Here is a 23,628-nt window from a genome sequence, read left to right as displayed (position 1 = left end):
CCGGACCGAGAGGTCCGGCCGCTGCATGCATCATCGAAGTGTCTCGAAGAAATCCAAAGGGGAACGAGAATGACACTGGATCTTGCTGCCTTTGCAAAGGACAAAGGCATCAAATATTTCATGATCAGTTATACGGATCTTTTTTCCGGCCAGCGTGCCAAGCTGGTGCCGGCGCAGGCGATTGCCGGGATGCAGGAGGAGGGTGCCGGCTTTGCCGGTTTTGCCACCTGGCTCGACATGACGCCCGCCCATCCCGATCTTTTTGCCGTACCCGATGCCTCCTCCGTTATCCAGCTCCCGTGGAAGAAGGATGTTGCCTGGGTCGCGGCCGATTGCATGATGGAGGGTGAGCTGGTCGCCCAGGCGCCGCGCAACGTGCTGAAGAAGCTCGTGAAGGAAGCGGAAGCCGCGGGCAAGCGCGTCAAGACCGGCGTCGAGGCCGAATTCTTCCTGATCACCGCCGATGGCGCCAAGATATCGGATGAATACGACACGGCTGAAAAGCCTTGCTATGACCAGCAGGCTGTCATGCGGCGATATGACGTCATCTCCGAGATCTGCGACTATATGCTGGAGCTTGGCTGGGGCGCCTATCAGAACGACCATGAGGATGCCAACGGCCAGTTCGAGATGAACTGGGAATTCGACGACGCCCTGAAGACGGCGGACAAGCACTCCTTCTTCAAATTCATGGTCAAATCGATCGCCGAAAAGCATGGCCTCAGGGCGACATTCATGCCGAAGCCTTTCAAGGGGCTGACGGGCAACGGCTGCCATTGCCATATTTCCGTATGGAGTAATGATGGCAGGACCAATGTCTTTGCCGACAGGGAGGCCGCATTCGGCTTGTCGGCCGAGGGCAAGCATTTCCTCGGTGGCATCATGAAGCATGCCTCGTCGCTGGCGGCCATCACCAATCCCACCGTTAATTCCTACAAGCGCATCAATGCGCCGCGCACCACGTCGGGTGCCACCTGGTCTCCCAATACCGTGACATGGACCGGCAACAACCGCACCCATATGGTGCGCGTGCCTGGTCCCGGCCGCTTTGAGCTGCGCCTGCCCGATGGTGCCGTCAATCCCTACCTGCTGCAGGCCGTCATCATCGCTGCCGGCCTCGATGGCCTACGCAGCATGGCCGATCCCGGGCCTCATCACGATATCGACATGTATGCGGAGGGTCATCTCGTGAAGAATGCGCCGCGACTGCCGCTCAATCTGCTCGATGCGCTGCGTGCCTATGACGAGGACGAGGGGCTGAAGCAGGCGATCGGTTCGGAATTCTCCGAAGCCTATCTGAAGCTCAAGCATCAGGAGTGGAACGCCTACTGCTCGCACTTCACGCAGTGGGAGCGCGACAGCACGCTCGATATCTGAGTGCGTGGCGGCAAGATGCCCTTCAGGGCTCAGGCGCCGGGGTGCATTCCCCCGGCGCGAGGGCGGAATTTTGGCCGCGGACGGCGGAGGAAGATCAGCATGACGAGCTATGTATTGACAGTGACGTGCCAATCGACGCGTGGGATCGTTGCGGCGATCTCGAACTATCTGGCCGGGCAGGGCTGCAACATCGTCGATTCCAGCCAGTTCGACGATCTCGATACCGGCAAGTTCTTCATGCGCGTCTCCTTCATCTCGGAAGAAGGCGTGGGCCAGGCAGCGCTCGTCGAAGGCTTCAAGCCGATCGCCGAGAAGTTCGTCATGGATGCGGAGATCCATGACGAGAAGAAGCGCATGAAGGTGCTGCTCATGGTCTCGCGCTTCGGCCATTGCCTGAACGACCTGCTCTATCGCTGGAAGATCGGCGCGCTGCCGATCGACATCGTCGGCGTCGTCTCCAACCATTTCGACTACCAGAAGGTGGTCGTCAATCACGACATCCCCTTCCACCACATCAAGGTGACGAAGGACAACAAGCCGCAGGCCGAAGCCCAGCTGCTCGAGATCGTCGAGCAGACCGGCACCGAGCTGGTGGTGCTGGCCCGCTACATGCAGGTTCTGTCGGATGCGCTCTGCCGAAAGATGTCGGGCCGCATCATCAACATCCACCATTCCTTCCTGCCATCCTTCAAGGGGGCGAACCCCTACAAGCAGGCCTATGAGCGCGGGGTGAAGCTGATCGGGGCGACGGCGCATTATGTGACGGCCGATCTCGACGAAGGTCCGATCATCGAGCAGGACACGGCGCGCATCACGCATGCGCAGTCGGCCGAGGACTATGTCTCGATCGGCCGCGATGTGGAAAGCCAGGTACTGGCGCGCGCCATTCATGCCCATATCCACTATCGCACCTTCTTGAACGGCAACCGCACCGTCGTCTTCCCGGCAAGCCCAGGCTCCTATGCCTCCGAGCGCATGGGGTGAGTGATGGCGCTCGCGACAGTGATCGACGGTAAGAAAGCGGCGGCTTCGGTGATCGAGGCCGTGAAGGCTGCGGCGGCGGAACTTGAGGCGGAGGCTGGGGTGAAGACCGGGCTCGCGGTCGTCATCGTCGGCGACGATCCGGCCAGCCACGCCTATGTGAACTCCAAGAGCAAGATGGCCAAGGAGTGCGGCTTCAAGTCCATCCAGCACACGCTGCCGGCGGAGACGACGCAGGAAGAGCTGGCAAGGCTCGTCCAGTCACTGAACGACGATCCTTCCATCCACGGCATTCTCGTACAGCTGCCGCTGCCGAAGCATCTGAATTCGGATGACATCATTCAGTCGATCAAGCCGGAGAAGGATGTCGATGGCCTGCATGTGGTCAATGCCGGCAAGCTTGCGACCGGCGATCTCGAAACCGGGCTGATCTCGTGTACGCCAGCCGGCGCCATGCTTTTGGTACGCTCCATCCATGGCGAGGACCTGTCGGGTCTCAATGCCGTTGTCATCGGCCGTTCCAACCTGTTCGGCAAGCCGGTGGCGCAATTGCTGCTTTCCGCCAATGCGACGGTCACGACGGCGCATTCGCGCACGAAGGATCTCTCCTCCGTCGCAAAGGGTGCCGATATTCTGGTGGCAGCCGTCGGCCGTCCCAAGATGGTCAAGGCCGATTGGGTGAAGCCGGGTGCCACCGTTATCGATGTCGGCATCAACCGGATCGATGCACCCGAGCGCGGCGAGGGCAAGAGCCGGCTGGTGGGCGATGTCGCCTATGGTGAAGCATCCGAAGTCGCCGCCGCGATCACGCCGGTTCCAGGCGGTGTCGGACCGATGACGATCGCCATGCTGATGGCCAATACCGTCATCGCTGCCCATCGCGCCGCGGGTCAGAAGCCGCCGAGGTTTTGAGAGCGAAATACCATCCGGACGGCCAAGAAAAACCCTCCGGATCGGCTTGCCAAGGCGCGAAAGACGATTATAGTCAGGAAATAAATATTCCATAGAAGAAAAAGAGGGAACGAAATGGCATTATCATGGCGTTTCTCCGCCTTGGCGGACCGGCACCGTGCTCTCGGATCGAAACTCGAGGATTGGAGCGGCATGGGAACCGCCTGGACCTACGAGAAGGACATGTCGCAGGAGCATGTCGCGATCCGCACCAAGGCCGGCATCATGGACGTTTCCGGCCTCAAGAAAGTGCATCTGGTTGGACCGCACGCCATTGCCGTGCTCGACTATATCACCACCCGCGACATGTCGAAGATCTATCCCGGCCGCTCGGTCTATGCCGCGATGCTCAACGATCGCGGCTACTTCACCGACGACTGCATCGTCTACCGCACCGGTCCGAATTCCTGGATGCTGGTGCATGGTTCGGGCTCAGGCCACGAGGAAGTGCTCAAGCAGGCGGCCGGCCGCAACTGCGCTGTCCTCTTTGACGACGATCTGCACGATCTGTCGCTGCAGGGTCCCATCGCTGTTGACTACCTTGCCAAATACGTCCCTGGCATCCGAGATCTCAAATACTTCCATCACATGCAGACGACGCTCTTCGGTGCGCCCGTGATGATCTCGCGCACGGGCTATACCGGCGAGCGCGGTTATGAGATCTTCGTGCGCGGCCAGGATGCGCCGATGGTCTGGGATCGTATCGTCGCGGAAGGCGAGGAGATGGGGATCATCCCCTGCTGCTTCAGCGTCCTCGACATGCTGCGCGTCGAAAGCTATTTGCTCTTCTATCCCTACGATAACTCGCAGATGTACCCCTTCGCGGACCAGCCGCCCGGCGATAGTCTTTGGGAGCTCGGCCTCGACTTCACGGTCAGCCCGGGAAAGACGGGTTTCCGCGGCGCCGAAGAACATGCGCGCCTCAAGGGCAAGGAACGCTTCAAGATCTTCGGTATGCTGATCGATGCGGACGGTCCGGCCGATCTCGGCGACGAGGTCTATGCCGAGGGTAAAAAGGTCGGTGTCATCACCTGCCCCTGCTATTCGACCCTGACAAAGAAATCGATGGCGATCGCCCGCCTCGATGTCGACAAGGCCGTGCAGGGCACGAAGCTGGAAGTACGCGGCAAGAGCCTGAACGCAAGCGCGATTGCCCATACGCTGCCGTTTGACGACCCTGAAAAGAAGAAGAGGACGGCCATCGGTTAAGGAGGCGCTCATGCTTGTCGAAGGCATCAAGAGCCGACCGGTCTACAAGGGCCTCTCCATCCAGCCGCATGCCCGGCGGCATCTGTTCGCGCTGGAAGGCGAGGGGGCCAATGCTCTCCTCGACCAGGCGACCGGGCTTGACGATACCATCCTGTCGCGCAGCGAAATCCTCTATGTCGCGCGCGGCTCGCAAGGTAGGGGTCATGATGAAGCCCTGCGTGTGCTCGGCGCCGATATGTTCTTCACGGCGCCGACGATCGCGACATTGCTTTTCCGCCTGAAGGGCTCCCTTGCAACGGCGCATATGGGCACGCGGCTCTATATCGCCGGCACCGAGGGCTTTATCGGCCAGGCGATGATGGTGGCGCTCGACTACGGCATGGATCATGCCTCGATCATCACGGAGCATCGCGGTTCGCTGGCTCGCCGCGTGCAATGCGTCCACTGCAAGGGCATCACCGACGATGTCACGCACAGTCCCTTTACCTGCAGCCATTGCGGGCTTCCGCTATTAGTGCGCGACCACTATTCGCGCCGCCTCGGCGCCTTTCAGGGCGTCAACATCGATGCGGAAGAGCCCGGCACTGCGCCTGATCCCGAGGAGTTGTTCCTGTGAGCGGTGGTACGGAAATTCCGGTTCGTGTCGCGAAGGTGACGCCGGTCGCCGATCGTATCAAGCGTTTCCGCTTCGAGCGTCTCGATGGCGCGCCGATGCCTTATTTTTCCGGTGGCGCCCATGTCATCGTCTCGATGAACGATGAGGGTCATGTTCGTCGCAACGCCTATTCGCTGATGTCGCCGCCGCATGATTGCTCGGCCTATGAGATCAGCGTGCTGCGCGTCGAGGACTCGCGTGGCGGTTCCGCCTTCATGCATGAGAAAGTGAGGGAGGGTGACGAGCTCAAGGTCAGCTATCCCGTCAATCTCTTTCAGCCGGACTGGCGCGGGCGCAAGCACCTTTTGATCGCCGGCGGCATTGGCATTACGCCCTTCATCGCGATGATGCGGCAGTTCTCGCGCGAGGGCGCGAATTTCGAGCTGCATTATGCCGTGCGTTCGCTCGATCGCGGCGCCTATTGCCGAGAGCTCGTCGAGCAATACGGCTCGCAGCGGGTGAAGATCTATTGCGACGCTGATCGCAATTTCATCCCCGTCGCCCGTCTGCTCGAAAGTCAGCCGCTCGGCACGCATCTCTACGTATGCGGTCCGGCCGGCATGATCGACGGCGTATTGAAAACGGGCATCGAGGCCGGTTGGCCGGAACAGAACTTGCATTCCGAACGCTTCCTGTCGTCGCAGCCTGGCAAGCCCTTTTCCATCAAGCTGACGCGGTCGGGTAAGACCGTTCACGTCGGCCATCACGAAAGCATGCTGGAAGCAATCGAGGCTGCCGGCATCGATGCGCCCTTCCTCTGTCGCGGCGGCGCCTGCGGACAGTGTGAGACGGCTGTTGCCGTCTGCGACGGCAAGCTTCTGCATAATGACGTCTATCTGAGCGATGAAGAAAAGGCCTCTGGCCGAAAGGTGATGATCTGCGTCTCCCGGTTCGAGGGAAGCGCGCTGCATCTCGACCTCTAAGCATTCGGCCGATATCCAGGAGAATGGGCATGGCAATCGCCTTCAAGCAGGAAACGTTTCGGGACGACTTTACCTACCGCAACAGTCCGGAAAATATCCGGCGTTTTCCGTTCCCCTTCGATCGCGACGAATACATGTATTCGGTCAACATGGAACCGCATGTGAAGGGGAGGAAGAATACGGTCTTTGAAAACCTCATCGACGTCGATGAGCATTATGTCGCCGAGATGCATGACCGGGCTCTGGTGCTGAAGGAAGATCCCCTACGCTATCAGGCGCTGCCGCACATGATGACGGCGCAATGGGACACGTTGGAACTGCTAATGGAAGAGCAGGCTGCCGGCTATCCCGAACATTTCACGCTCACCAGGAATGGCGATCAATGGCGCTGGATCAATAGGCCGCTCGGCATAGACGACACCTTCACCTTCGGCGATGCGTCCACGTTGCCTTACGAACCCTTCGAATACATCAGCCGCCAGGCGCAGGGTGATTTCTGCATCATCGACCAGCGTGACGGCAATCTCTGGATGGATGCGGGTATGGTCACAACCCAGGCCGACTGGTCGCTTGATTTCGATATCGGCATGAATTTCATGGAATGGCATGGGCCGGTGCCGCTCGCCCACCAGATCGGCGTCTTCGACCGCGCGCTCAAATTCCTCTTGAACCTGCAGCAGGGCAAGCCGACGCGCCGGTTCAACTGGACGATGACAATCAATCCGCGCCTCGATACCAGCCCCGAAAACTACCCGAAATGGGGTCCGGATCGCACAACGGTGACGCCCGAGAATGTCGGCGAGAAGGTGCACCTGCGCGTAGAATTGCAAAGCCTGTGGCGCCTGCCGCGCTCGAATGCCATTCTCTTCGTCATCCGCTGCTATCTGATGAACATGAATGAACTGGTGACAGTGCCGAAATGGGCGCGCCGCTTCCCGCGCGTGCTGAAAACCCTGCCGCCGGAGCTCATCGACTACAAGGGCCTGACGCGCTTCCGCCAGACCACGATCGACTGGCTATCGAAATATGACGACGGCGCCCCGACCAGTCCCGGCATTTTTCCGGATTGATGCCGACACGGCGCGAAACGACTGCATGCGATAAGAACTTCGACATAATCGAGAAGGGGAATGCCACATGACACGAGTTGCCGTTATCGGTGCCGGCCCTTCGGGCCTTGCCCAGCTAAGGGCCTTTCAATCGGCCGCGAAGAAGGGTGCTGATATCCCGGAAGTCGTCTGCTTTGAAAAGCAGGCGGATTGGGGCGGCCTTTGGAACTATACCTGGCGCACGGGCCTCGATGAATATGGCGAGCCGGTGCATGGCAGCATGTATCGCTATCTGTGGTCGAACGGCCCGAAGGAATGCCTGGAATTTGCCGATTATTCCTTCGAGGAGCATTTCGGAAAACCGATCGCCTCCTATCCGCCGCGCGCCGTGCTTTGGGACTATATCAAAGGCCGCGTTGAGAAGGCTGACGTGCGCAAATGGGTGCGCTTCAGCACGCCGGTGCGCATGGTGCGCTTCGATGAAGAGACGAAGAAGTTCACGGTAACCGCGCATGATCGCCCTCAGGACCGGATGTATGACGAGGTGTTCGACTATGTCGTCGTTGCCTCTGGTCATTTCTCGACGCCGAACGTGCCCTATTTCGAAGGGGTGAAGACCTTCAACGGCCGCGTGCTGCATGCCCACGATTTTCGCGATGCGCTCGAGTTCAAGGGTAAGGACGTGTTGCTCGTCGGCCGCAGCTATTCGGCCGAGGATATCGGCTCGCAATGCTGGAAATACGGGGCAAAGTCGGTGACGACGAGCTATCGCTCCAAGCCGATGGGCTTCAAATGGCCTGAGAATTTCGAGGAGCGGCCGCTGTTGACGCGTCTTGAAAACAAGACGGCCTATTTCCTCGATGGCTCATCGAAGGATGTCGACGCGCTAATCCTCTGCACAGGCTATCAACACCATTTCCCCTTCCTGCCGGATGATCTTCGGCTGAAGACGGCAAATCGCCTCTGGGCTGACCACCTCTACAAGGGTGTGATCTTCGATAAGAATCCGCAGCTCTTCTATATCGGCATGCAGGATCAGTTCTACACCTTCAACATGTTCGACGTGCAGGCTTGGTGGGCGCGCGATGTCATGATGGGCCGCATCAAGCTGCCGCCCGAAGCGGAACTGCAGGCGAACTTCGACAAGTGGCGCGCCCGCGAGGAAACGCTTGAGGATGCCGAGCAGATGATTTGGTATCAGGGCGACTATGTGAAGGAGTTGCTCGCCGAGACCGATTATCCGAGCTTCGATATCGAAGGCACGAACAGGACCTTCATGGAATGGGAGCATCACAAGGCGGAAAACATCATGGGCTTCCGCGACCACGCCTACCGCTCACTGATGACCGGCACCATGTCGCCGACACATCATACGCCCTGGGTTGACGCGCTCGACGATTCCATGGAGGAATATCTGCGCAATTGATCCATGCTCACTTCCCCACCTGACCGGCAAGGGAGGCGTCGAGCAGCCCTTGCCGGATTTTTATGTGATGAGACGAAACGAGTTCATCCGCAACTTTCTTTTCGGGCATGGCTTCCATGGATTTCCAGACAAGCGTTCTCGGCCGTATGGCCGGTTTCCTTTATCGCTGTAGGGCGGACGAAAGCTATACGATGCTTGAGATGACCGACGGCATCGAGCGCATCTTCGGCTATCCCGCTGACGAGATTATCGGCAACCGTTCGCGAACCTTCACTTCGATCATGTGCGAAGAGGATATCCCGCTCATGGATGAGCTTGTCGGCAAGGCTTTGGAAAGTCACACCGACTGGACGATGGAGTATCGCATACGTCATCGCGACGGCCATTTCCTCTGGGTAACGGAAACGGGCGGCGGCGTATGGGACGAGGCCGGGGAGCTTCTTTATCTCGAAGGCAGTATCCTGAATATCGAATCGCTCTACCGTCGCCTCGACGAGCAGACCGCGGGCATGCGGGTCACGGCATCGAAGACCAACGAAATTCTGCAGTCGCTGCGCTACTTGAAGCTGCTTGCCGTCAATGCCGGCATCGAGGCTGCAAGAGCAGGCACGGCCGGATCTGGTTTTGCGGTGCTGGCGGCAGAGATGCGCACGCTTGCCAACTCCTCGGAAGAGGCGGCGCGTGCGATCTCGGCCGCGCAGAAGAAGTCGGATTAAGATCGCGGCCGCGTCTTCTGCGGATCGTAGTGAGAAAGCGGCACGATGACAGCCGGAAGCCGCTTCTGCTGGCCATCCAACTTCCCGATCTCGACCTTGGTTTCGACAGCGGCATGCGTGACGTCGACGCGGGCAAGCGCGATGGTCTTGCCGAGGATTGGCGACCGCGTGGCGCTGGTGATCACGCCGATCTGCGCGCGGCCGATATGGATGCAATCGCCGTGTCCGACGGCTTCATTGGCCTCGATGTCCAGACCGACCATCAGATGGCGAGGATTTTCCTTTCGCCGCACCAGTGCTTCGCGCCCGATGAAATCATCCTGCTTGGATTTTAACGGCACGGTGAAGCCGATACCGGCCTCGAAGGGATCAGTCTGGTCGTCGAATTCGTGATGGGCAAAGACCAGACCGGCCTCGATACGCACCATGTCGAGCGCCTCGAGTCCCATCGGCTTCAGACCATGGGGTTCACCGGCTTTCCAGACAGCGTCAAAGACTGTTACTGCATCCTTCGGATGGCAGAAGATTTCGTAGCCGAGCTCGCCGGTATAGCCGGTACGCGAGACGACGACCGGTGCTCCCTCGAAATGGCCGATGCGGCCGACGGTGAAGCGGAACCATTCCAGCTCGCCGATCGTTGGTTGGCGCGGTGCCGTCCAGATGATCTCCTTAAGGATGTCGCGGCTCTTCGGGCCTTGCAGGGCGATGTTGTGCATCTGATCGGTAGATGAGCGGACCCAGGCTTTGAAGCCTTTCTTCTCCGACTGCTCGCGCAGCCAGATGCCGCTATAGTCATCGCCGCCGATCCAGCGGAAGTTCTTGTCGCCAAGACGGAACAGCGTGCCATCGTCGATCATGCCGCCATGTTCGTAGCACATGGCGGAATAGACGACCTGGCCCGTCGAAAGCTTGCGCACGTCGCGCGTCAGGCAATATTGCAGCAATTCCTCGGCATCCGGCCCTGTCACCTCGAACTTGCGCAGCGGCGAAAGGTCGATGACGACGGCGCGTTCGCGGCAGGCCCAGTATTCCTCGACCGGGCCTTCCGAGGAGAAGCGGTTCGGCAGCCAGAAGCCGCGATATTCGGTGTAGTCGCGCGTCATCGCGGAAAGGCGCGGGTGGAACGCGGTTTCCCGCGTCAGTTCGGGGTCGGCGTCTGGGGTCATACGATAGGCCACCGCTCGTGTGAATTTCTCTTTGCCGGAAAAGGTGCGCACATGGATATCAGTCGGATCCCAGCCATTGGCCGCGTCGATGTCATCGGGACAGGATGAGGAGACACAGACAAGATCCGTTAGAGCCCGCATCAGGACGTAATCGCCGGGCCTGGACCAGGGCTCGTCGAGATAGAGCTGGTTATTGTGATCGACATTGGTGTTGTAGAAGTAATTGAGCGCCTCCCAGCCCTTTCGGCCGGCAATACCATAGGGCGCGAGCGCCGCGTTGAAATTGTCGGTGCAGTTCACGTGGCCGGGATAGCCCATGTCGTCGTAGTAGCGGGAATTACAGGCCGTCGCGAAGGCATCGTGGCGGCCAACCGTGTCCTGCACGATTTCCACCAACGGCTCGAAATCACGGTCGAAGGCCTTGGAGGGAAGGCCAGGAGCCGGATAGCTGCGGCCAAGCAGGGTACGGGTCACTGTAGAATCGAGCGCAAGGTCGAGGCCTTTGTCGACCTTGCGGGCGGAAAAGGCCTGGAAGTCGGTGCATTGCCGGCCATAGACATCGATGATCTGAATATATTCACCGGCGCGGACGAAATAGGCCGAAGCGGTTGCCGCCTTGATGCGGATGTCCTCGATCGGATCGGCAAGCGGTTCGGGCAGCGCGGAGGCATAGTCTCGCAGGATCGTCGTGCGGCGTATTGTGAGCTCGATGGGCGTTGCCGTATCCTGCGCCTCCGGCGACATGGTCGTTCCCGGTGCGCAGGCGATCAGCAGACCTTTGGTCGCGATGGTGAATTCCGCCGTGCTGCCGGCAGGAGATGACCCGCCGAAAAGGTGCAATGCTGTCGCGGACGCCATGTCTGCTCCGCGCCGTTCCAGCGCTGTCCTGACGCGAGCCGCACTTTCATTTCCCGAGGAAAGAATGGCTTTCAGACCTGTCGCTTCGCCGGTGAATGCCGACCCCAATCCCGCGGATTGAAAGCGGCCCTTCTCATCGAGGAAGGTGAGCTCGCAGACCTGCCCACCTTCGCTATCCGTCACCAAAACCCGATCGCCGGGCTCGACGCGCACGACCAGCGACCCACCACCCTTGCAGCGATAGCGTTCTGTATCTTGCGGCAAGGCCGGAATGCCCGGATAGCGGATGATGCTCGCCGAGATCGGCCGTATTCCGGCGGTCGGCGGATGGAGTTCTCGCATTAAACCCTCTCGGGAAATGAGGCGTGTCAAACACGGGGATCATGCTGACAAAATGCCATCCGAAAGTAAAGGGATATTGACTAAAAAGAAAATATCTTCACTATACATAAAGGGCATGTATCTGGAAACCGCGCGCAGACTCGGCTCATGAAAACCTCCAGCAAGCCCCGCAATGCCATGGGAGGCACGTTCAGGGAGACGTACGAGAGATACGTCCGGAACAAAATGGGGAATATCACCAATGACTGACATCGTGGACGCCGGCGCTCCCGCCGGCACCGAAGGTAAGCTTATACGCGCGCTGGACTGGAAGGGCGCGTTCTGGGTGGCTGCGGGCGTGCCGCCACTTGTTCTCTTCTCCATCGGCGGCATCGCCGGCACCACGGGCAAGCTTGCCTTCGTCGTGTGGATCATCTCGATGATCATGGGTTTCCTGCAATCCTTCACCTATGCCGAGATTGCCGGCATGTTCGGCAACAAGTCCGGAGGCGCCTCGGTCTATGGTGCGACCGCCTGGCTGCGCTATTCGAAATTCATCGCGCCGCTCTCGGTCTGGTGCAACTGGTTTGCCTGGTCACCGGTGCTGTCCCTCGGCTGCGCCATTGCGGCCGGTTATATCCTCAATGCCTTCTTCCCCATTCCGGCGGCGGATTCGCAGGCTGTGCTGAGCTGGATCAGCGCCCATGCGACATCGATCACCGCCGACAGCCCGCGTGTCGCCGAATACATCGCGGCCCATGCCGGTACATCTCCCGACGATGCGGTAAAAGCGCTGCTCAGCGCCGATGGCGTTGCAGCTTTTACGCCGGCCATCCGCAACTGGTCTCTCGTCAGCTTCAACATTCCCTTCCTCGCAACCGCCAATATCAATGCCACCTTCTTCATCGGCGGCATCCTGATGCTGATCATTTTCGCGATCCAGCATCGCGGCATTTCCGAGACGGCGAGCGTGCAGAAGTGGCTGGCGATCATCGTGCTGGTGCCGCTGCTCATCATCGGAGTCTATCCGATCGTCAGCGGCCAGATCCTCTCCGCCAATGTGACCGGCCTGCTGCCGCCGACGGCTGCCTATGCCGCGACCGACGGTACCTGGAGCAATGGCGGCTGGACGCTTTTCCTCGGCGGCCTCTATATCGCCGCCTGGTCGACCTATGGCTTCGAAACGGCGGTGTGCTACACGCGCGAACTGAAGAACCCGAAGACGGATACGTTCAAGGCGATCTTCTACTCGGGCCTTGCCTGCTGCATCTTCTTCTTCCTAGTGCCCTTCGCCTTCCAGGGCGTGCTCGGGCATACCGGGATGCTGGCACCTGGCATCGTTGATGGCACCGGCGTTGCTGAAGCGCTCGGGGGCCTGATCGGCGCTGGCCGGATCGTAACGCAATTGCTCGTCATCCTGATGATCTTGGCACTGTTCCTGGCGATCATGACGGCGATGGCCGGCTCCTCGCGCACCCTCTATCAGGGCTCGAAGGACGGCTGGCTGCCGAAATATCTCGACCATGTGAACGAGAACGGCGCGCCGACGAGAGCGATGTGGACGGACTTTGCCTTCAATCTCTTTCTTCTCGCCATTGCGTCGGACACGAGCGGTTATTTCTTCGTGCTCGCCGTCTCCAACGTCGGATATATCATCTTCAATTTCCTCAACCTCAATTCGGGCTGGATCCACCGCATGGACTCCGGCCATGTCGAGCGTCCGTGGAAGGCGCCGTCCTGGCTCATCGGCCTTAATACCGCCCTCGCCTTCGTCAATGCGCTCTTCCTTGGCGCCGGCGCCAAGGTTTGGGGTTATGCCAATGCGCTCTGGATCGGCTTTGCCTTTGCGGCTCTCATCCTGCCGGTCTTTGCCTACAGGCATTATGTTCGCGATGGCGGCAAGTTCCCGGTCGGCGCCATGGATGATCTTGGTCTGGTCGGCCAGGATCTGGGTGTCAGGAAGGCGGGTATTCTACCCTATCTGGCGCTTGCCGGCGGTCTTGCCATCGTGCTGATCGCCAATTGGTTCTTCCAGCTGCCGGCATAACGGCTCTGGTCGAAGACGAGATTCATGCTCGAAAGTCCGGCCTGGTCACAGGCCGGACTTTGCTATGGGATCGACTGATCCGGACCTTCCGATCATTCGGGCGCCACGATGAGCGCGTCGTCGATCTCCGCGTCCTCGTCGGGTCGGCTACGCTGCCGTGCCAGCCGCAGAAGCGTGGCCGCCAGCAGGATGGCCATCAGCCCGAGCTCGACGGCGATCGCCGTGACTCCAGCGGAGAGATAGGCACTGGAATATTGCAGCACCTGGGCAAATACGGCTCCGAGGATCGCCGGCCCAAGACCCAACGACACCTGCTGCATGGTTGCGAGCATCGCGCTGCCGGCGCCGGCATGTTCATGCGGCACGTCCGCCAGCCCCAGCCGATAAAAGGTGTTGACGATCAGTGCCTGACCGAAGCCGATCAAGATCGTGGATGGGATAAGGTTGATGACTCCCGGCCGCGGCCAGACCGTTTCGAGCGTCACGATGAGGAGCGTAAGCCCGCTCATCTGAATCACGCAGCCCATCGCCAACATGAGTTCCCGGCGTATATTCGCTAGGCGAGGTGTGACGAAAGCGGCCGAGACGAAATAGGAGCCGCCGAGCGCGATCAAGGCATTGCCTGACTGCAGCGGCGTCAGCCCGGCGCCCGCCTGCAAGGTAAGGGCGAAGACGAACATGAAGCCGCTCCAGCACGTGAAGAAGAGTATGGCGATCAGCCCTCCGAAGCGCATGCTGGAGATGCGCGTGAGCGACGGCGGCAGGATTGGGAAGGCGCCACGCGCCTCCTTGCCGCGCTCGATGCGCCAAAGAAGTGCCACCAGTGGCAGGATCGGCACGAAGCCGAGCAGGCAAAGCCAATTCCAGTGGAGCGACGGACCGAGCGCGGTCGGCAGCAGGACCGAGAGCGTCAGCAGCGCCAGCGTGATCATGCCTGACCAGTCGACCGGAACCCTGCCTTGCCCACGCGTTTCTGGAACATGTCGCCACACGCAGAGCAGGATCAGGATGCAAACAGGCAGATTGATGAGGAAGATGCTACGCCAGCCGGAGCCGGCAATATCCGCCGAGATCAGGAAGCCGCCGAGAACCTGGCCGACGATGAAAGCGATGCCGCCGATCGCGCTATAGAGCGAGACGGCGCGGGCGTGATCGCGTCCGGTCAGGCTGACATGGATGGTCGCCAGTACCTGCGGGACCATGAGTGCGGCCGCAATTCCCTGCAGCGCGCGCGCAACGATGAGGAAGGCGACTGATGTCGCCACCCCGCAGAGCAGAGAGGCGAGGCAGAACAATAGGACAGCCAGGCCGAACATGCGCCGGCGGCCGAAATTGTCGCCAAGGCGCGCACCCATTGCCAGGCAGACGGCAAAGGCGACGCCATAGGCGGCGACGAAAAGTTCAAGTTCCGTTTCGCCGGCGTGCAGCGAGGCGGAGATGGCGGCGAGGCCGACATTGATGATGGAAAAATCGAGCTGCAGCAGCAATTGCCCGGCCAGCAGGATCAGCAGGCCGAACTGGCCAAGCCGGATTGGTGCGGATGACATGGGGGACCTCAAAGCATTTCCAAAACTGAGTCCACAGCGTTCTACACCTATGTTAAACTGGTACAAGATACCTGATTAGACTGGTATAAGAAGTGTCAGGCTGGAGAATGGAAATGCACGGCACGCTCGATATCGTCCCCAATCCAATGCTTTCGCGGGCACAGGAACTCGGCGAGATGTTGCGAAGACGGCGGGAATCCCTTGACCCGCAAAGATTGGGACTCGGTCGGGCAGGGCGGATTCGTACACCCGGATTGCGGCGGGAAGAAGTGGCGTCACGTGCCGATATCGGCATCACCTGGTACACCAAGCTGGAGCAGGGCCGCCCCATCCGCGTGTCGCCGCGCGTGCTTCTCTCCGTCGCGCATGCTTTGGAATTCAACGAAGTGGAGACGGAGCACCTTTTCAGACTGGCTAATCTGCCGGTCCCGCCTCGCCTCGAAAATCCGCGCGTTTGCGAGCCGCTCACCGAGGCAAGCCAGCGCATTCTCGATCATCTCTGTCCCTATCCGGCTCTTATCCAGACGAAACGCTACAATATACGCGGCTTCAACGAGGCCTATCGCCGCCTCGTCGGCGTCGATCTCGATGCCGTCCCGCCCGAGGACCGGAACTGCATCTATCTGTCCCTCGTCAATCCTGCCTGGCGCGCGAGCCAGGCCGATCCTGATGAGATGCTGGCCAACATGGCCGCGCTGTTTCGTGCCTCCATGGCGGAGCATCTCGACGATCCGAGCTGGGAGCGGCAATTGGAACGCTATATGAGCGCTTCGGACCAATTCCGCATCGTGTGGGATCGCTACCAGCTCAAAGGAATCGAGAATACCGTCAAGCGTTTCCGGCTGGCGGATGGCACTATTCTGGCGCTGCAATCCAACAATTGGTGGGCAAGCCCCAGCAATGACGACCGCATGATCGTCTATACACCCGTCGACGAAGCCGGGGCGGAGAAGCTGAACGCGATGATGAAGCGCAGGCGGACTTGCTGAGCGGTAAAGCCGGCAGAACCCCATGGGATCGATCACCACGAATGAACTGGCGGCAGTTTCCGCCCGTTCGTTGGGCATTGCGCGTCCCCACACTATCAAAAATGGACGTAGGCTTTAAACGGCAGCCTGCCTAACGTGCCGGCAGCAGACATAAGCAATGGCCGGTTTGGCTGGCGGCTTGCCGTCAAGGATCGCCCGTCGCGCAGAGCTGAAGTAACGGACTGCATAGTATCAGAGTAGTTTCACTTGCAAGAGCGAGTCCATCTGTGGTGTCGCAGTAGCAGTGGTCCTCGAAGGAGGCATGATGGAACGCTTTCGCCACCTTATAGGAGGCAGCCTATCGCCGAAGCAAGTCGCCACACTCCAAAAGGTGCTGGACAACGTCACCAGTCAGCCCTGGTTCGATAACAGCGAGCATTGCCGTAACGCGCTGGCCGGGCGGCTGACCTTTCTCATAAAAATTGGAATAGAAAACACCGCGCATCTCCAAACCATCGGTGTTTGCTGGGCGGTTAATGATTTCAACCGCGATGTGATGAAAACGAATCGAAGGAAGCCGGCCGAGATGATCGGGATAGGGAAGGCCGAACAGCTTCGACTTGAGGATTACCGGTAATGTTTGCATCCCGAGTCCGGCCTCAACGGACATCTCGCTAAAATTTCGACGTGCTGCCGCAGAGCGCGATTTCATTTGTATAGCGAGCTTAAACAGCGTGCGCTTCGCGCCTAAAGCACGGATTCCGCATCCGATTCCGAAAGGGGTAGGATCTGCTCGCCCCGCTGCCTGACCGATACGCAGGCGATCCGCGGCAATCGGACCGGCCTGATCTTCCAGGACTCGTCCGAAAGCCTCAATCCACGCCTGCGTATCGGTCAGGCATCGCCGAATCGATTATTGCCCACGGGCTAGCAAGCGCTTCGCAGGCAAAGGATCGCGGCGGCGATCTTCTCGAACGGGTCGGCCTTTCGGCCTCGGTGGCGGATCGCTTTCCGCGCGGCGCGACGTATCTCCAACGAGGAGATAGGGAGCTGTTCCGCGCAACCGATTATCGGCCGCCAAAGCGGACATGCGAGCAGGCCGGCGATGGTCATTTTACCAGGTACCTTCAGAGAGACGTCGCGGCATGACGATGATGGCTTGGTTTCGGATTAGCGGTCGTTGTATACCGTGAAATATAATGATAGCGGTTGGAACCTTTCCAGGAGAATTCCATGTTTCAGCTCCGCCATCTGCTTGTCGCCGTTAAAATCCTTATCATTTTCAGTAGCTTGTTATTTTCCGCCCCCGCCTGGGCTGACAGGGTCATCACCGATCAGATCGGCCGGCAGGTGCATATTCCCGAAGTCGTCAATCGGGTCGTGATCCTGCAGCATCAGACGCTCAACATCACCGTTCAGCTCGATGCGATGGACAAGGTGGTCGGCGTTCTCGACGAGTGGAAGAAACAGCTCGGCGCCAATTATGTGCGGCTTGTGCCGCAGCTGCCGAATCTACCGACGCCGGGCGGTCTGACGAAAGTAAATATCGAAGAGCTTTTGACGCTGAAGCCGGATGTGGTCTTCGTGACCAATTATGCACCGGCCGACATGGTGAAGCAGATCGAGGGTGCCGGCCTTCCCGTCGTGGCGATCTCGCTGCTCGACGTGCCACCGGAAGAGGCCGTCAAGCTCAACCCTTCCGTCAAGGATGAGCCTGCCGCGATCGACGCCGGTTTTGCGACGGGCGTGCGCCTCATTGCCGATGTGCTTGGGCGCAAGGAAAAGGGCGAGGAAATGATTGCGGCAACGAAGAAGACGCGCAAGTTCGTCGCCGATCGTCTTTCCGATATTCCCACGGACAAGCGCGTGCCTGTTTACATGGCCAATCCAGACCTTACGACCTATGGCCGCGGCAAATATACTGGCCTGATGATGGAGCGCGCGGGCGCCCGCAATGTCGCCAATTCCATCAGCGGCTTCAAGCAGGTGACGATGGAGGATGTGCTGACGTGGAACCCCGCGGTCATCCTCGTTCAGGAGCGTTATCCCGCCGTTGTCGATGAGATCAGGAAGAACCCCTCCTGGCAAACGATCGACGCCGTCAAGAACGGCCGCATCTACTTGATGCCGGAATATGCGAAGGCATGGGGCTATCCGATGCCGGAGGCCATGGCGCTCGGCGAACTGTGGATGGCGAAGGAGCTTTATCCCGAGCGGTTCAAGGATATCGATATGCAGAAGGAAGCGGATGCCTATTACAAGGAATTCTACCGCACCGATTATCGCGTCGCGCAATGAGCGCGGCCCCTTTCAGCCGACACGGGCCTAGTGCGACGATCGCCACATTGGCGATCCTGCTCGTGATCGTCGCTGTTGTCTCTCTGGGCGTCGGCCGCTACGACATTCCATTCCCGCGGGTCGTGGAAATACTCTGGTCGCCGATTTCATCGCCGGCGGTGCCCGTCACGGCGACCGAGGCGACCGTCGTCTTCACGGTGCGCATGCCGCGTATCTTGCTGGCGCTGCTCACCGGTGCCGGTCTGGCCCTCTCAGGTGCGACGCTGCAGGGCGTGTTCCGTAATCCTTTGGTAGGGCCGCAGGTGATGGGCGTTTCCTCGGGGGCGGCTTTCGGCGGCACGCTTGCCATCCTTATGGGTTTCTCGCGCTATGGTCTGCTCGGCTCCGCCTTTGCGTTCGGTCTTTCCGCCCTCGTCATCGTCTACGCGCTGAACGGCATTGTCGCCCGGCGAAATATCCTTGCGCTTGTTCTTGCCGGTGTCGTGGTGAGCGGCTTCTTTGGAGCACTGGTGAGCCTCGTGCAGTATCTCGCCGATACCGAAGACAAGCTGCCGGCCATGGTCTTCTGGCTGCTTGGCAGCTTTGCCACCGCAAATTGGGAAAAGTTCTGGCTGATCGCTGGGCCTGTCGTCATCGGCAGCCTGTTGTTGCTGGGACTGCGCTGGCGCGTCAACCTTCTTTCGATTGGCGACGAGGATGCACGCGGGCTCGGCGTCAATGTCGAGCCTTTGCGCTGGCTGATCCTTGTGTTGGTCTCCTGCATCGTAGCGGCGCAGGTTGCCGTCAGCGGTATCATCGGCTGGGTCGGTCTCGTCGTGCCGCATATGGCGCGCATGCTCGTCGGTCCGGATCATCGCTTGGTGATGCCGGCATCGCTGCTGATCGGCGCGCTTTACCTGCTTGTGATCGACACGGTCGCCCGGACCACAACCAGTTCGGAAATCCCGCTCGGTATTCTCACGGCCCTGATCGGCACCCCGGTCTTCGCCCTGGTGCTCAGGCAAACCCAGCGAGGCGCGCGTGGGTTCTGATCCGATCAAACTGCGTATCGAAGGGGCGAGCCAATCCTATGATGGCGAACGCTGGCAGTTCCGCGATCTTCATCTCGATTTCCACGCCGGGGAGATCACGGCCATTCTCGGGCTGAACGGTCGCGGCAAGTCCACTTTGCTGCGCGTGCTGGCCGGACTTTTGAAGCCGAGCGCCGGTAAGGTCGCGCTGAACCCGCACACAGGCTTCGTGCCGCAGGAGTTTTCGGGTTCCTTCCCTTATTCCGTGCTCGATGTCGTGATGATGGGGCGTGCCCGCCATATCGGCCTGTTCCAGACGCCGCGCAAGGTCGATGTCGAGAAGGCGATGGAAGCACTCGATCTCACCGGCATGGCCGGCTACGCGCGACGCAACATCGAAGCGCTCTCCGGCGGTGAGCGGCAATTGGTGCTGATCGCAAGGGCGTTGGCAGGCGAAAACACCGTGCTGCTGCTCGACGAACCGGCCTCGGCGCTCGATCTCAAGAACCAGGATATCGTGCTGTCGCTGCTTGCAACCCTCGCCGATCGTCAAGGGTTGGCGATTGTCTTCACCACGCATCAGCCGAACCATGCCGTCGCCGTCGCCGACAAGGTACTGCTCATGCTCGATCAGGCAAGAACCGTATTTGGTGCCACAGATGATGTGATGACCGAAGATAATCTCGAGTTGCTTTATGGTCTTGCCATTCGCTCGGCAAAGCTCGCCGATGGCGAACTCATGGAGACCGCGTTTGTGCCGCTATTCCGGCAAAGAGACAGAAAAGGAAATCGCCCGTGAGCAATGCGGTTCATGTCTTGGCGGCCGGCAGTCTGCGCCATGCCTTTCCGGCGATCATCGATGCCTTTGGACGAGAGTTTGGCATCGGTATCTCGCTGACGCTCGGACCCGCGGGGCTGCTGCGGCAAACGATCGAGGCAGGCACCCGTTTCGATCTCTTTGCCTCCGCCAATATGGCGCATCCGCTGCGTCTCGCCTTGATTGGTTTTGTGGAGGGTGCGATCTGTTTTGCCCGCAATCGGCTCTGTGTGCTGGCGCGCGCCGATCTCGGTTTGACGACGCAGAATTTTCTCACGGTCCTGGCCGATCCGGCCGTTAGGATTGGTACCTCCACGCCGGGCGACGATCCGGGCGGCGACTATGCTTTCGAGGTCTTCGACAAGATCGAAGCACGGTATCCGGGCAAGGGCGCGGCGATCAGGTCTCGGTCGCGGCAGTTGGTAGGTGGCCGTCATTCGCTGCCAACCCCAGCGGGCAAGCGCGGCGGCTATCTGATTACTGACGGCGTCGTTGATCTGATGATGAGCTATTCTTCGAACGCGCGTCTTTTGGCAGGGGATCCGGCTTTCAGCGTCATCGACATACCCGACGAGTTTCAGCCGCTTATCGAATATGGTATGGCAATTCGTAAGGGCGCTGATGATGAAACAAGGTCTCTGCAGGACTTCCTGCTATCGGAGACCGGGCAGGAGATTCTCAACAAGGCCGGGTTTTCTCCGGTCGATTAGTCTCCAAGGCAGATGGTGGCCAAGGTCTTTTCAAGCATCAGCCAGTCGGCGGCGTGCTGGAGCGCGTGTAGACCTCCGCCTCATTCTGCAGCCATTCGCAGAAGAGAACGGATTTTCGGTTCCGACGGGCGCGGCGCAGTGCTACATATTCGTGGCCGCTTTCCAGAAAGCCATATGGCGCCATCAGCCGGCCGAAACGGATGTCGTCACTGACATAGGGCCAGGGGGCGACGCAGACACCGAGGCCGGCGCTCGCAGCCTCCAGCATGAAGTAGAAATGCTCGTATTCGACGCGCGGTCCCGTGGCGACCGATCTCTCCGATCGGGCAAGCCAGTCGCCCCATGCGCGCAGCCTTGTGCGCGTATGAAGCTGGGGCAGGCCATCGAACTCTGGCGTTGACGCGGCAAACAGCGATGGCGCGAGCACCGCGCCGGTTTGCTCCGGAAACAGGAAAATCACATCGGCGCCGGAAGGCCATGGCGCGCTTCCGACGCGGATCGCCACATCGAAGCCGTCGCGGCTGAAATCGACGGGCTTTGAAGAGGCCGACAGGCGCACTTCTATGTTGGGGTATTTCGCCTGAAACCGATAGAGGCGGGGAATGAGCCAGCGCATCGTAAAGGTGCCGGGGCAGGAGACGTCGAGCTGACCGTCTTCCGTATCGGCTACGGCTCGCACCGACAGATCCATCTGGTCGAATGCGCCCGTCAGCCCGGTCAAGAGGGTCATCCCGCCTTCAGTCAATCTCAGCCGGTTTTTCGGTCCTTCGAACAAGGGAACGCCAAGTACCTCCTCCAGATGCTGAATCTGCCTGCTGACGGCGCTGTGCGTCACATTAAGCTCGTCTGCCGCAAGCGTCATGCGGCCGAGCCGGCCGGCCGCTTCGAAGGCGCGTAGCGCATTCAGGGAGGGCAATCGTCTAGTCATGTGCATTTTCCGAACATTGACTGTTCGAACATATCGTTTTTCTTCCGTAAAAATAACGTGTTTTTTGATGCCGAGAGAAATGGACAGCGTATTCATCGAACAATGACGCGACGATGCAATGGCATTTTCACGTCCGGCGAAGCTTTGTCCGACGAAGCAACGGAGACATGAAGTGCAAGGCAGATATCAGGACGGCAGTGCGGGCGATGCGAATTACGGCGTGATCGGATCGGGCTATACCAATTATCGTCAGCCGGACCCCCATATAGCCGAATTCATCCGCGCCGCTCTCGGCGATGCGAAAACCGTGTTGAATGTCGGTGCCGGCGCAGGCTCCTATGAGCCGGTCGACCGGCAGGTGACGGCCGTCGAGCCGTCTGCGTCCATGCGCGCCCAACGACCGGCGCATCTCCCGGTCGCAATTGACGGAACGGCGGAACATCTTCCTTTTTCCGACTGGAGTTTCGATGCGGCAATGGCGACCTTCACGGTGCATCAATGGTCTGATCTCGACCGAGGGCTTGCCGAGATGCGGCGCGTTACCCGCGGCCCCGTCCTGGTATTGAGCTGCGATCCGCATCTGCTGGAACGGTCGTGGCTACACACCTATGCGCCTGAAATGATTGCGGTCGAGGGACGACGTTATCCGGAGATGGATAGGATCGCGACCGCACTCGGCGGCAATGTGGAGATCAAGGCGGTGCCGATCCCGCTGAATTGCGTCGATGGTTTCGGCGAGGCCTATTATGGCAGACCGGAGCGAATGCTTGATCCCGGCGCGCGGCTTGCCAATTCGGCATGGAGCTTTGTCGATGCCTCCGTTGGCGAGCGTTTTGTCGCCGAGCTCGGCCGCGATCTCACCGACGGATCCTGGGATCGTCGTTATGGCGCGCTTCGCACGCAGCCCTTCTTCGAAGGCTCGCTGCGTCTCATTATCGCCAGACCATGAGGAGACCGTGAGAGACGAATTGCGCATACTCAAGTCCTTGGCCGGGCCGTTTCCCTCGTTCGAGGCGGATCTGACACCTGACAATCCGCGAGACTTGTTTTCCGACTGGCTGCGCGATGCCATCGAGGGTGATATCAAGGAGCCGCATGCCATGGTGCTTTCCACGATCGACGAGGATGGCGCACCGGATGCTCGTGTTCTCATCCTGAAGAACCTCGACCAGCGTGGCTGGCACTTCGCAACACCAGGCAGGGGGCCGAAGGGCCGACAGATTGCCGCCAATCCCTCTGTGTCACTCACCTTCTATTGGCCGCAGCTCGGACGGCAGGTGCGATTGCGCGGAATGGCGTTTCAGGCTGAGGCGCATGAGCGCCATGCCGATTTCCGTGCACGCGCGCCGGGCGCCAAGGCGATTGCCCTGACCAAGCGGCAGAGCGAGGTTCTGGGTTCGTCGCAGGAGCTCGATGATGCATTGGCACTGCAGCATCGGCGGTTGCGGGACGAGCCCGATCTTGTTTCTGCAAATTGGGCGCTTTTCATCGTCATGCCGCATGAGGTCGAATTCTGGCAGGGCGATTCAGAGCGCCGCCACCATCGCTTGCGATATCGGCGTGAAAAGGCGGGCTGGCTGAAGGAGCGGCTCTGGCCTTGATGATTTTCGCTATGATGGCCGGGCTTCCGGTTCCCTTAGCTGGCACTATTGCCGTTTCCATACTAGCGGT

Annotated in this window: 22 protein-coding genes; 18 read left to right on the top strand and 4 right to left on the bottom strand. The window is 59.8% G+C overall.

Going from position 1 to position 23,628, the window contains the following annotated elements:
- The first annotated feature begins 69 nt into the window (after positions 1-69).
- The 9 genes from glnT to FBZ99_RS33815 all read left to right on the top strand — a co-directional run bounded on the left by glnT (position 70) and on the right by FBZ99_RS33815 (position 9,287).
- Positions 70-1,377 carry a type III glutamate--ammonia ligase gene (gene glnT / locus FBZ99_RS26785; RefSeq protein WP_113352089.1) on the top strand — a complete coding sequence of 436 codons (1,308 nt, stop codon included), beginning with the start codon at positions 70-72 and terminating at the stop codon, positions 1,375-1,377.
- 99 nt (positions 1,378-1,476) lie between these two features.
- Positions 1,477-2,361 carry a formyltetrahydrofolate deformylase gene (purU, locus tag FBZ99_RS26780; protein WP_145635806.1) on the top strand — a complete coding sequence of 295 codons (885 nt, stop codon included), beginning with the start codon at positions 1,477-1,479 and terminating at the stop codon, positions 2,359-2,361.
- A gap of 3 nt (positions 2,362-2,364) precedes the next feature.
- Positions 2,365-3,270: a bifunctional methylenetetrahydrofolate dehydrogenase/methenyltetrahydrofolate cyclohydrolase FolD gene (folD, locus tag FBZ99_RS26775; protein ID WP_145635803.1), complete on the top strand. Its 906-nt coding sequence runs from the start codon at positions 2,365-2,367 to the stop codon at positions 3,268-3,270.
- 114 nt (positions 3,271-3,384) lie between these two features.
- Complete coding sequence (locus FBZ99_RS26770; RefSeq protein WP_113355708.1) at positions 3,385-4,518, top strand: aminomethyltransferase family protein; 1,134 nt, start codon at positions 3,385-3,387, stop codon at positions 4,516-4,518.
- A gap of 10 nt (positions 4,519-4,528) precedes the next feature.
- Complete coding sequence (locus tag FBZ99_RS26765) at positions 4,529-5,134, top strand: dimethylamine monooxygenase subunit DmmA family protein (protein WP_113355709.1); 606 nt, start codon at positions 4,529-4,531, stop codon at positions 5,132-5,134.
- Positions 5,131-6,096 (top strand): PDR/VanB family oxidoreductase, encoded by a 966-nt coding sequence (locus tag FBZ99_RS26760; protein WP_145635801.1) that lies wholly within the window; start codon positions 5,131-5,133, stop codon positions 6,094-6,096. The genes FBZ99_RS26765 and FBZ99_RS26760 overlap by 4 nt, the downstream gene beginning before the upstream one ends.
- Positions 6,097-6,125: 29 nt before the next feature.
- Positions 6,126-7,166 (top strand): heme-dependent oxidative N-demethylase family protein, encoded by a 1,041-nt coding sequence (locus tag FBZ99_RS26755; protein WP_145635798.1) that lies wholly within the window; start codon positions 6,126-6,128, stop codon positions 7,164-7,166.
- 67 nt (positions 7,167-7,233) lie between these two features.
- Positions 7,234-8,571 carry an NAD(P)-binding domain-containing protein gene (locus tag FBZ99_RS26750; protein ID WP_113355712.1) on the top strand — a complete coding sequence of 446 codons (1,338 nt, stop codon included), beginning with the start codon at positions 7,234-7,236 and terminating at the stop codon, positions 8,569-8,571.
- 116 nt (positions 8,572-8,687) lie between these two features.
- Entirely contained in the window at positions 8,688-9,287 is a 600-nt protein-coding gene (locus FBZ99_RS33815) for a methyl-accepting chemotaxis protein (protein WP_113355745.1), read from the top strand.
- Here the strand turns inward: FBZ99_RS33815 and FBZ99_RS26740 are convergent.
- Positions 9,284-11,653: a DUF1989 domain-containing protein gene (locus tag FBZ99_RS26740; protein ID WP_145635795.1), complete on the bottom strand. Its 2,370-nt coding sequence runs from the start codon at positions 11,651-11,653 to the stop codon at positions 9,284-9,286. The genes FBZ99_RS33815 and FBZ99_RS26740 overlap by 4 nt on opposite strands.
- A gap of 39 nt (positions 11,654-11,692) precedes the next feature.
- The gene (locus FBZ99_RS26735) at positions 11,693-11,905 is read right to left on the bottom strand and encodes a hypothetical protein (protein WP_145635792.1); all 213 of its coding nucleotides are present in this window, start codon (positions 11,903-11,905) and stop codon (positions 11,693-11,695) included.
- Here FBZ99_RS26735 and FBZ99_RS26730 point away from each other — a divergent pair.
- Positions 11,895-13,679: an APC family permease gene (locus FBZ99_RS26730; RefSeq protein ID WP_113391195.1), complete on the top strand. Its 1,785-nt coding sequence runs from the start codon at positions 11,895-11,897 to the stop codon at positions 13,677-13,679. The genes FBZ99_RS26735 and FBZ99_RS26730 overlap by 11 nt on opposite strands.
- 92 nt (positions 13,680-13,771) lie before the next feature.
- On the opposite strand, the gene FBZ99_RS26725 is transcribed toward FBZ99_RS26730, so the two are convergent.
- Complete coding sequence (locus tag FBZ99_RS26725) at positions 13,772-15,226, bottom strand: MFS transporter (RefSeq protein WP_186450361.1); 1,455 nt, start codon at positions 15,224-15,226, stop codon at positions 13,772-13,774.
- 113 nt (positions 15,227-15,339) lie between these two features.
- Here FBZ99_RS26725 and FBZ99_RS26720 point away from each other — a divergent pair, with 113 nt between their 5' ends.
- The 6 genes from FBZ99_RS26720 to FBZ99_RS26695 all read left to right on the top strand — a co-directional run bounded on the left by FBZ99_RS26720 (position 15,340) and on the right by FBZ99_RS26695 (position 21,029).
- Positions 15,340-16,215, top strand: coding sequence for a helix-turn-helix transcriptional regulator (locus FBZ99_RS26720; protein ID WP_145635787.1), 876 nt, complete (start codon positions 15,340-15,342; stop codon positions 16,213-16,215).
- 301 nt (positions 16,216-16,516) lie between these two features.
- On the top strand, positions 16,517-16,831 hold the full coding sequence (locus FBZ99_RS26715; RefSeq protein ID WP_113355716.1) for a hypothetical protein: 315 nt from the start codon (positions 16,517-16,519) through the stop codon (positions 16,829-16,831).
- Positions 16,832-17,427: 596 nt separating this feature from the next.
- Positions 17,428-18,492 carry an ABC transporter substrate-binding protein gene (locus tag FBZ99_RS26710; RefSeq protein WP_145635785.1) on the top strand — a complete coding sequence of 355 codons (1,065 nt, stop codon included), beginning with the start codon at positions 17,428-17,430 and terminating at the stop codon, positions 18,490-18,492.
- Complete coding sequence (locus tag FBZ99_RS26705; RefSeq protein WP_113355718.1) at positions 18,489-19,523, top strand: FecCD family ABC transporter permease; 1,035 nt, start codon at positions 18,489-18,491, stop codon at positions 19,521-19,523. The genes FBZ99_RS26710 and FBZ99_RS26705 overlap by 4 nt, the downstream gene beginning before the upstream one ends.
- Positions 19,513-20,301: an ABC transporter ATP-binding protein gene (locus FBZ99_RS26700; RefSeq protein ID WP_113421465.1), complete on the top strand. Its 789-nt coding sequence runs from the start codon at positions 19,513-19,515 to the stop codon at positions 20,299-20,301. Before FBZ99_RS26705 ends, FBZ99_RS26700 begins: the two co-directional genes overlap by 11 nt.
- A complete protein-coding gene (locus FBZ99_RS26695) occupies positions 20,298-21,029 on the top strand; it encodes a molybdate ABC transporter substrate-binding protein (protein WP_113355720.1) in 732 nt (243 codons plus the stop codon). The genes FBZ99_RS26700 and FBZ99_RS26695 overlap by 4 nt, the downstream gene beginning before the upstream one ends.
- Before the next feature lie 37 nt (positions 21,030-21,066).
- Here FBZ99_RS26695 and FBZ99_RS26690 read toward each other — a convergent pair whose 3' ends face one another.
- On the bottom strand, positions 21,067-21,957 hold the full coding sequence (locus FBZ99_RS26690; protein WP_145635782.1) for a LysR family transcriptional regulator: 891 nt from the start codon (positions 21,955-21,957) through the stop codon (positions 21,067-21,069).
- 172 nt (positions 21,958-22,129) lie between these two features.
- On the opposite strand from FBZ99_RS26690, the gene FBZ99_RS26685 reads away from it, so the two are divergent.
- Together FBZ99_RS26685 and FBZ99_RS26680 are read left to right on the top strand one after the other, a co-directional pair.
- Positions 22,130-22,906, top strand: a complete 777-nt coding sequence (locus tag FBZ99_RS26685) for a class I SAM-dependent methyltransferase (protein WP_246661206.1) — start codon at positions 22,130-22,132, stop codon at positions 22,904-22,906.
- 7 nt (positions 22,907-22,913) lie between these two features.
- On the top strand, positions 22,914-23,558 hold the full coding sequence (locus FBZ99_RS26680) for a pyridoxine/pyridoxamine 5'-phosphate oxidase (RefSeq protein ID WP_145635780.1): 645 nt from the start codon (positions 22,914-22,916) through the stop codon (positions 23,556-23,558).
- Positions 23,559-23,628: the final 70 nt, after the last annotated feature.

This window comes from Rhizobium sp. ERR 1071 (genome assembly GCF_007828675.1).
Classification (GTDB): domain Bacteria; phylum Pseudomonadota; class Alphaproteobacteria; order Rhizobiales; family Rhizobiaceae; genus Rhizobium; species Rhizobium dioscoreae.
This window is presented reverse-complemented; position numbering and strand designations above follow the sequence as displayed.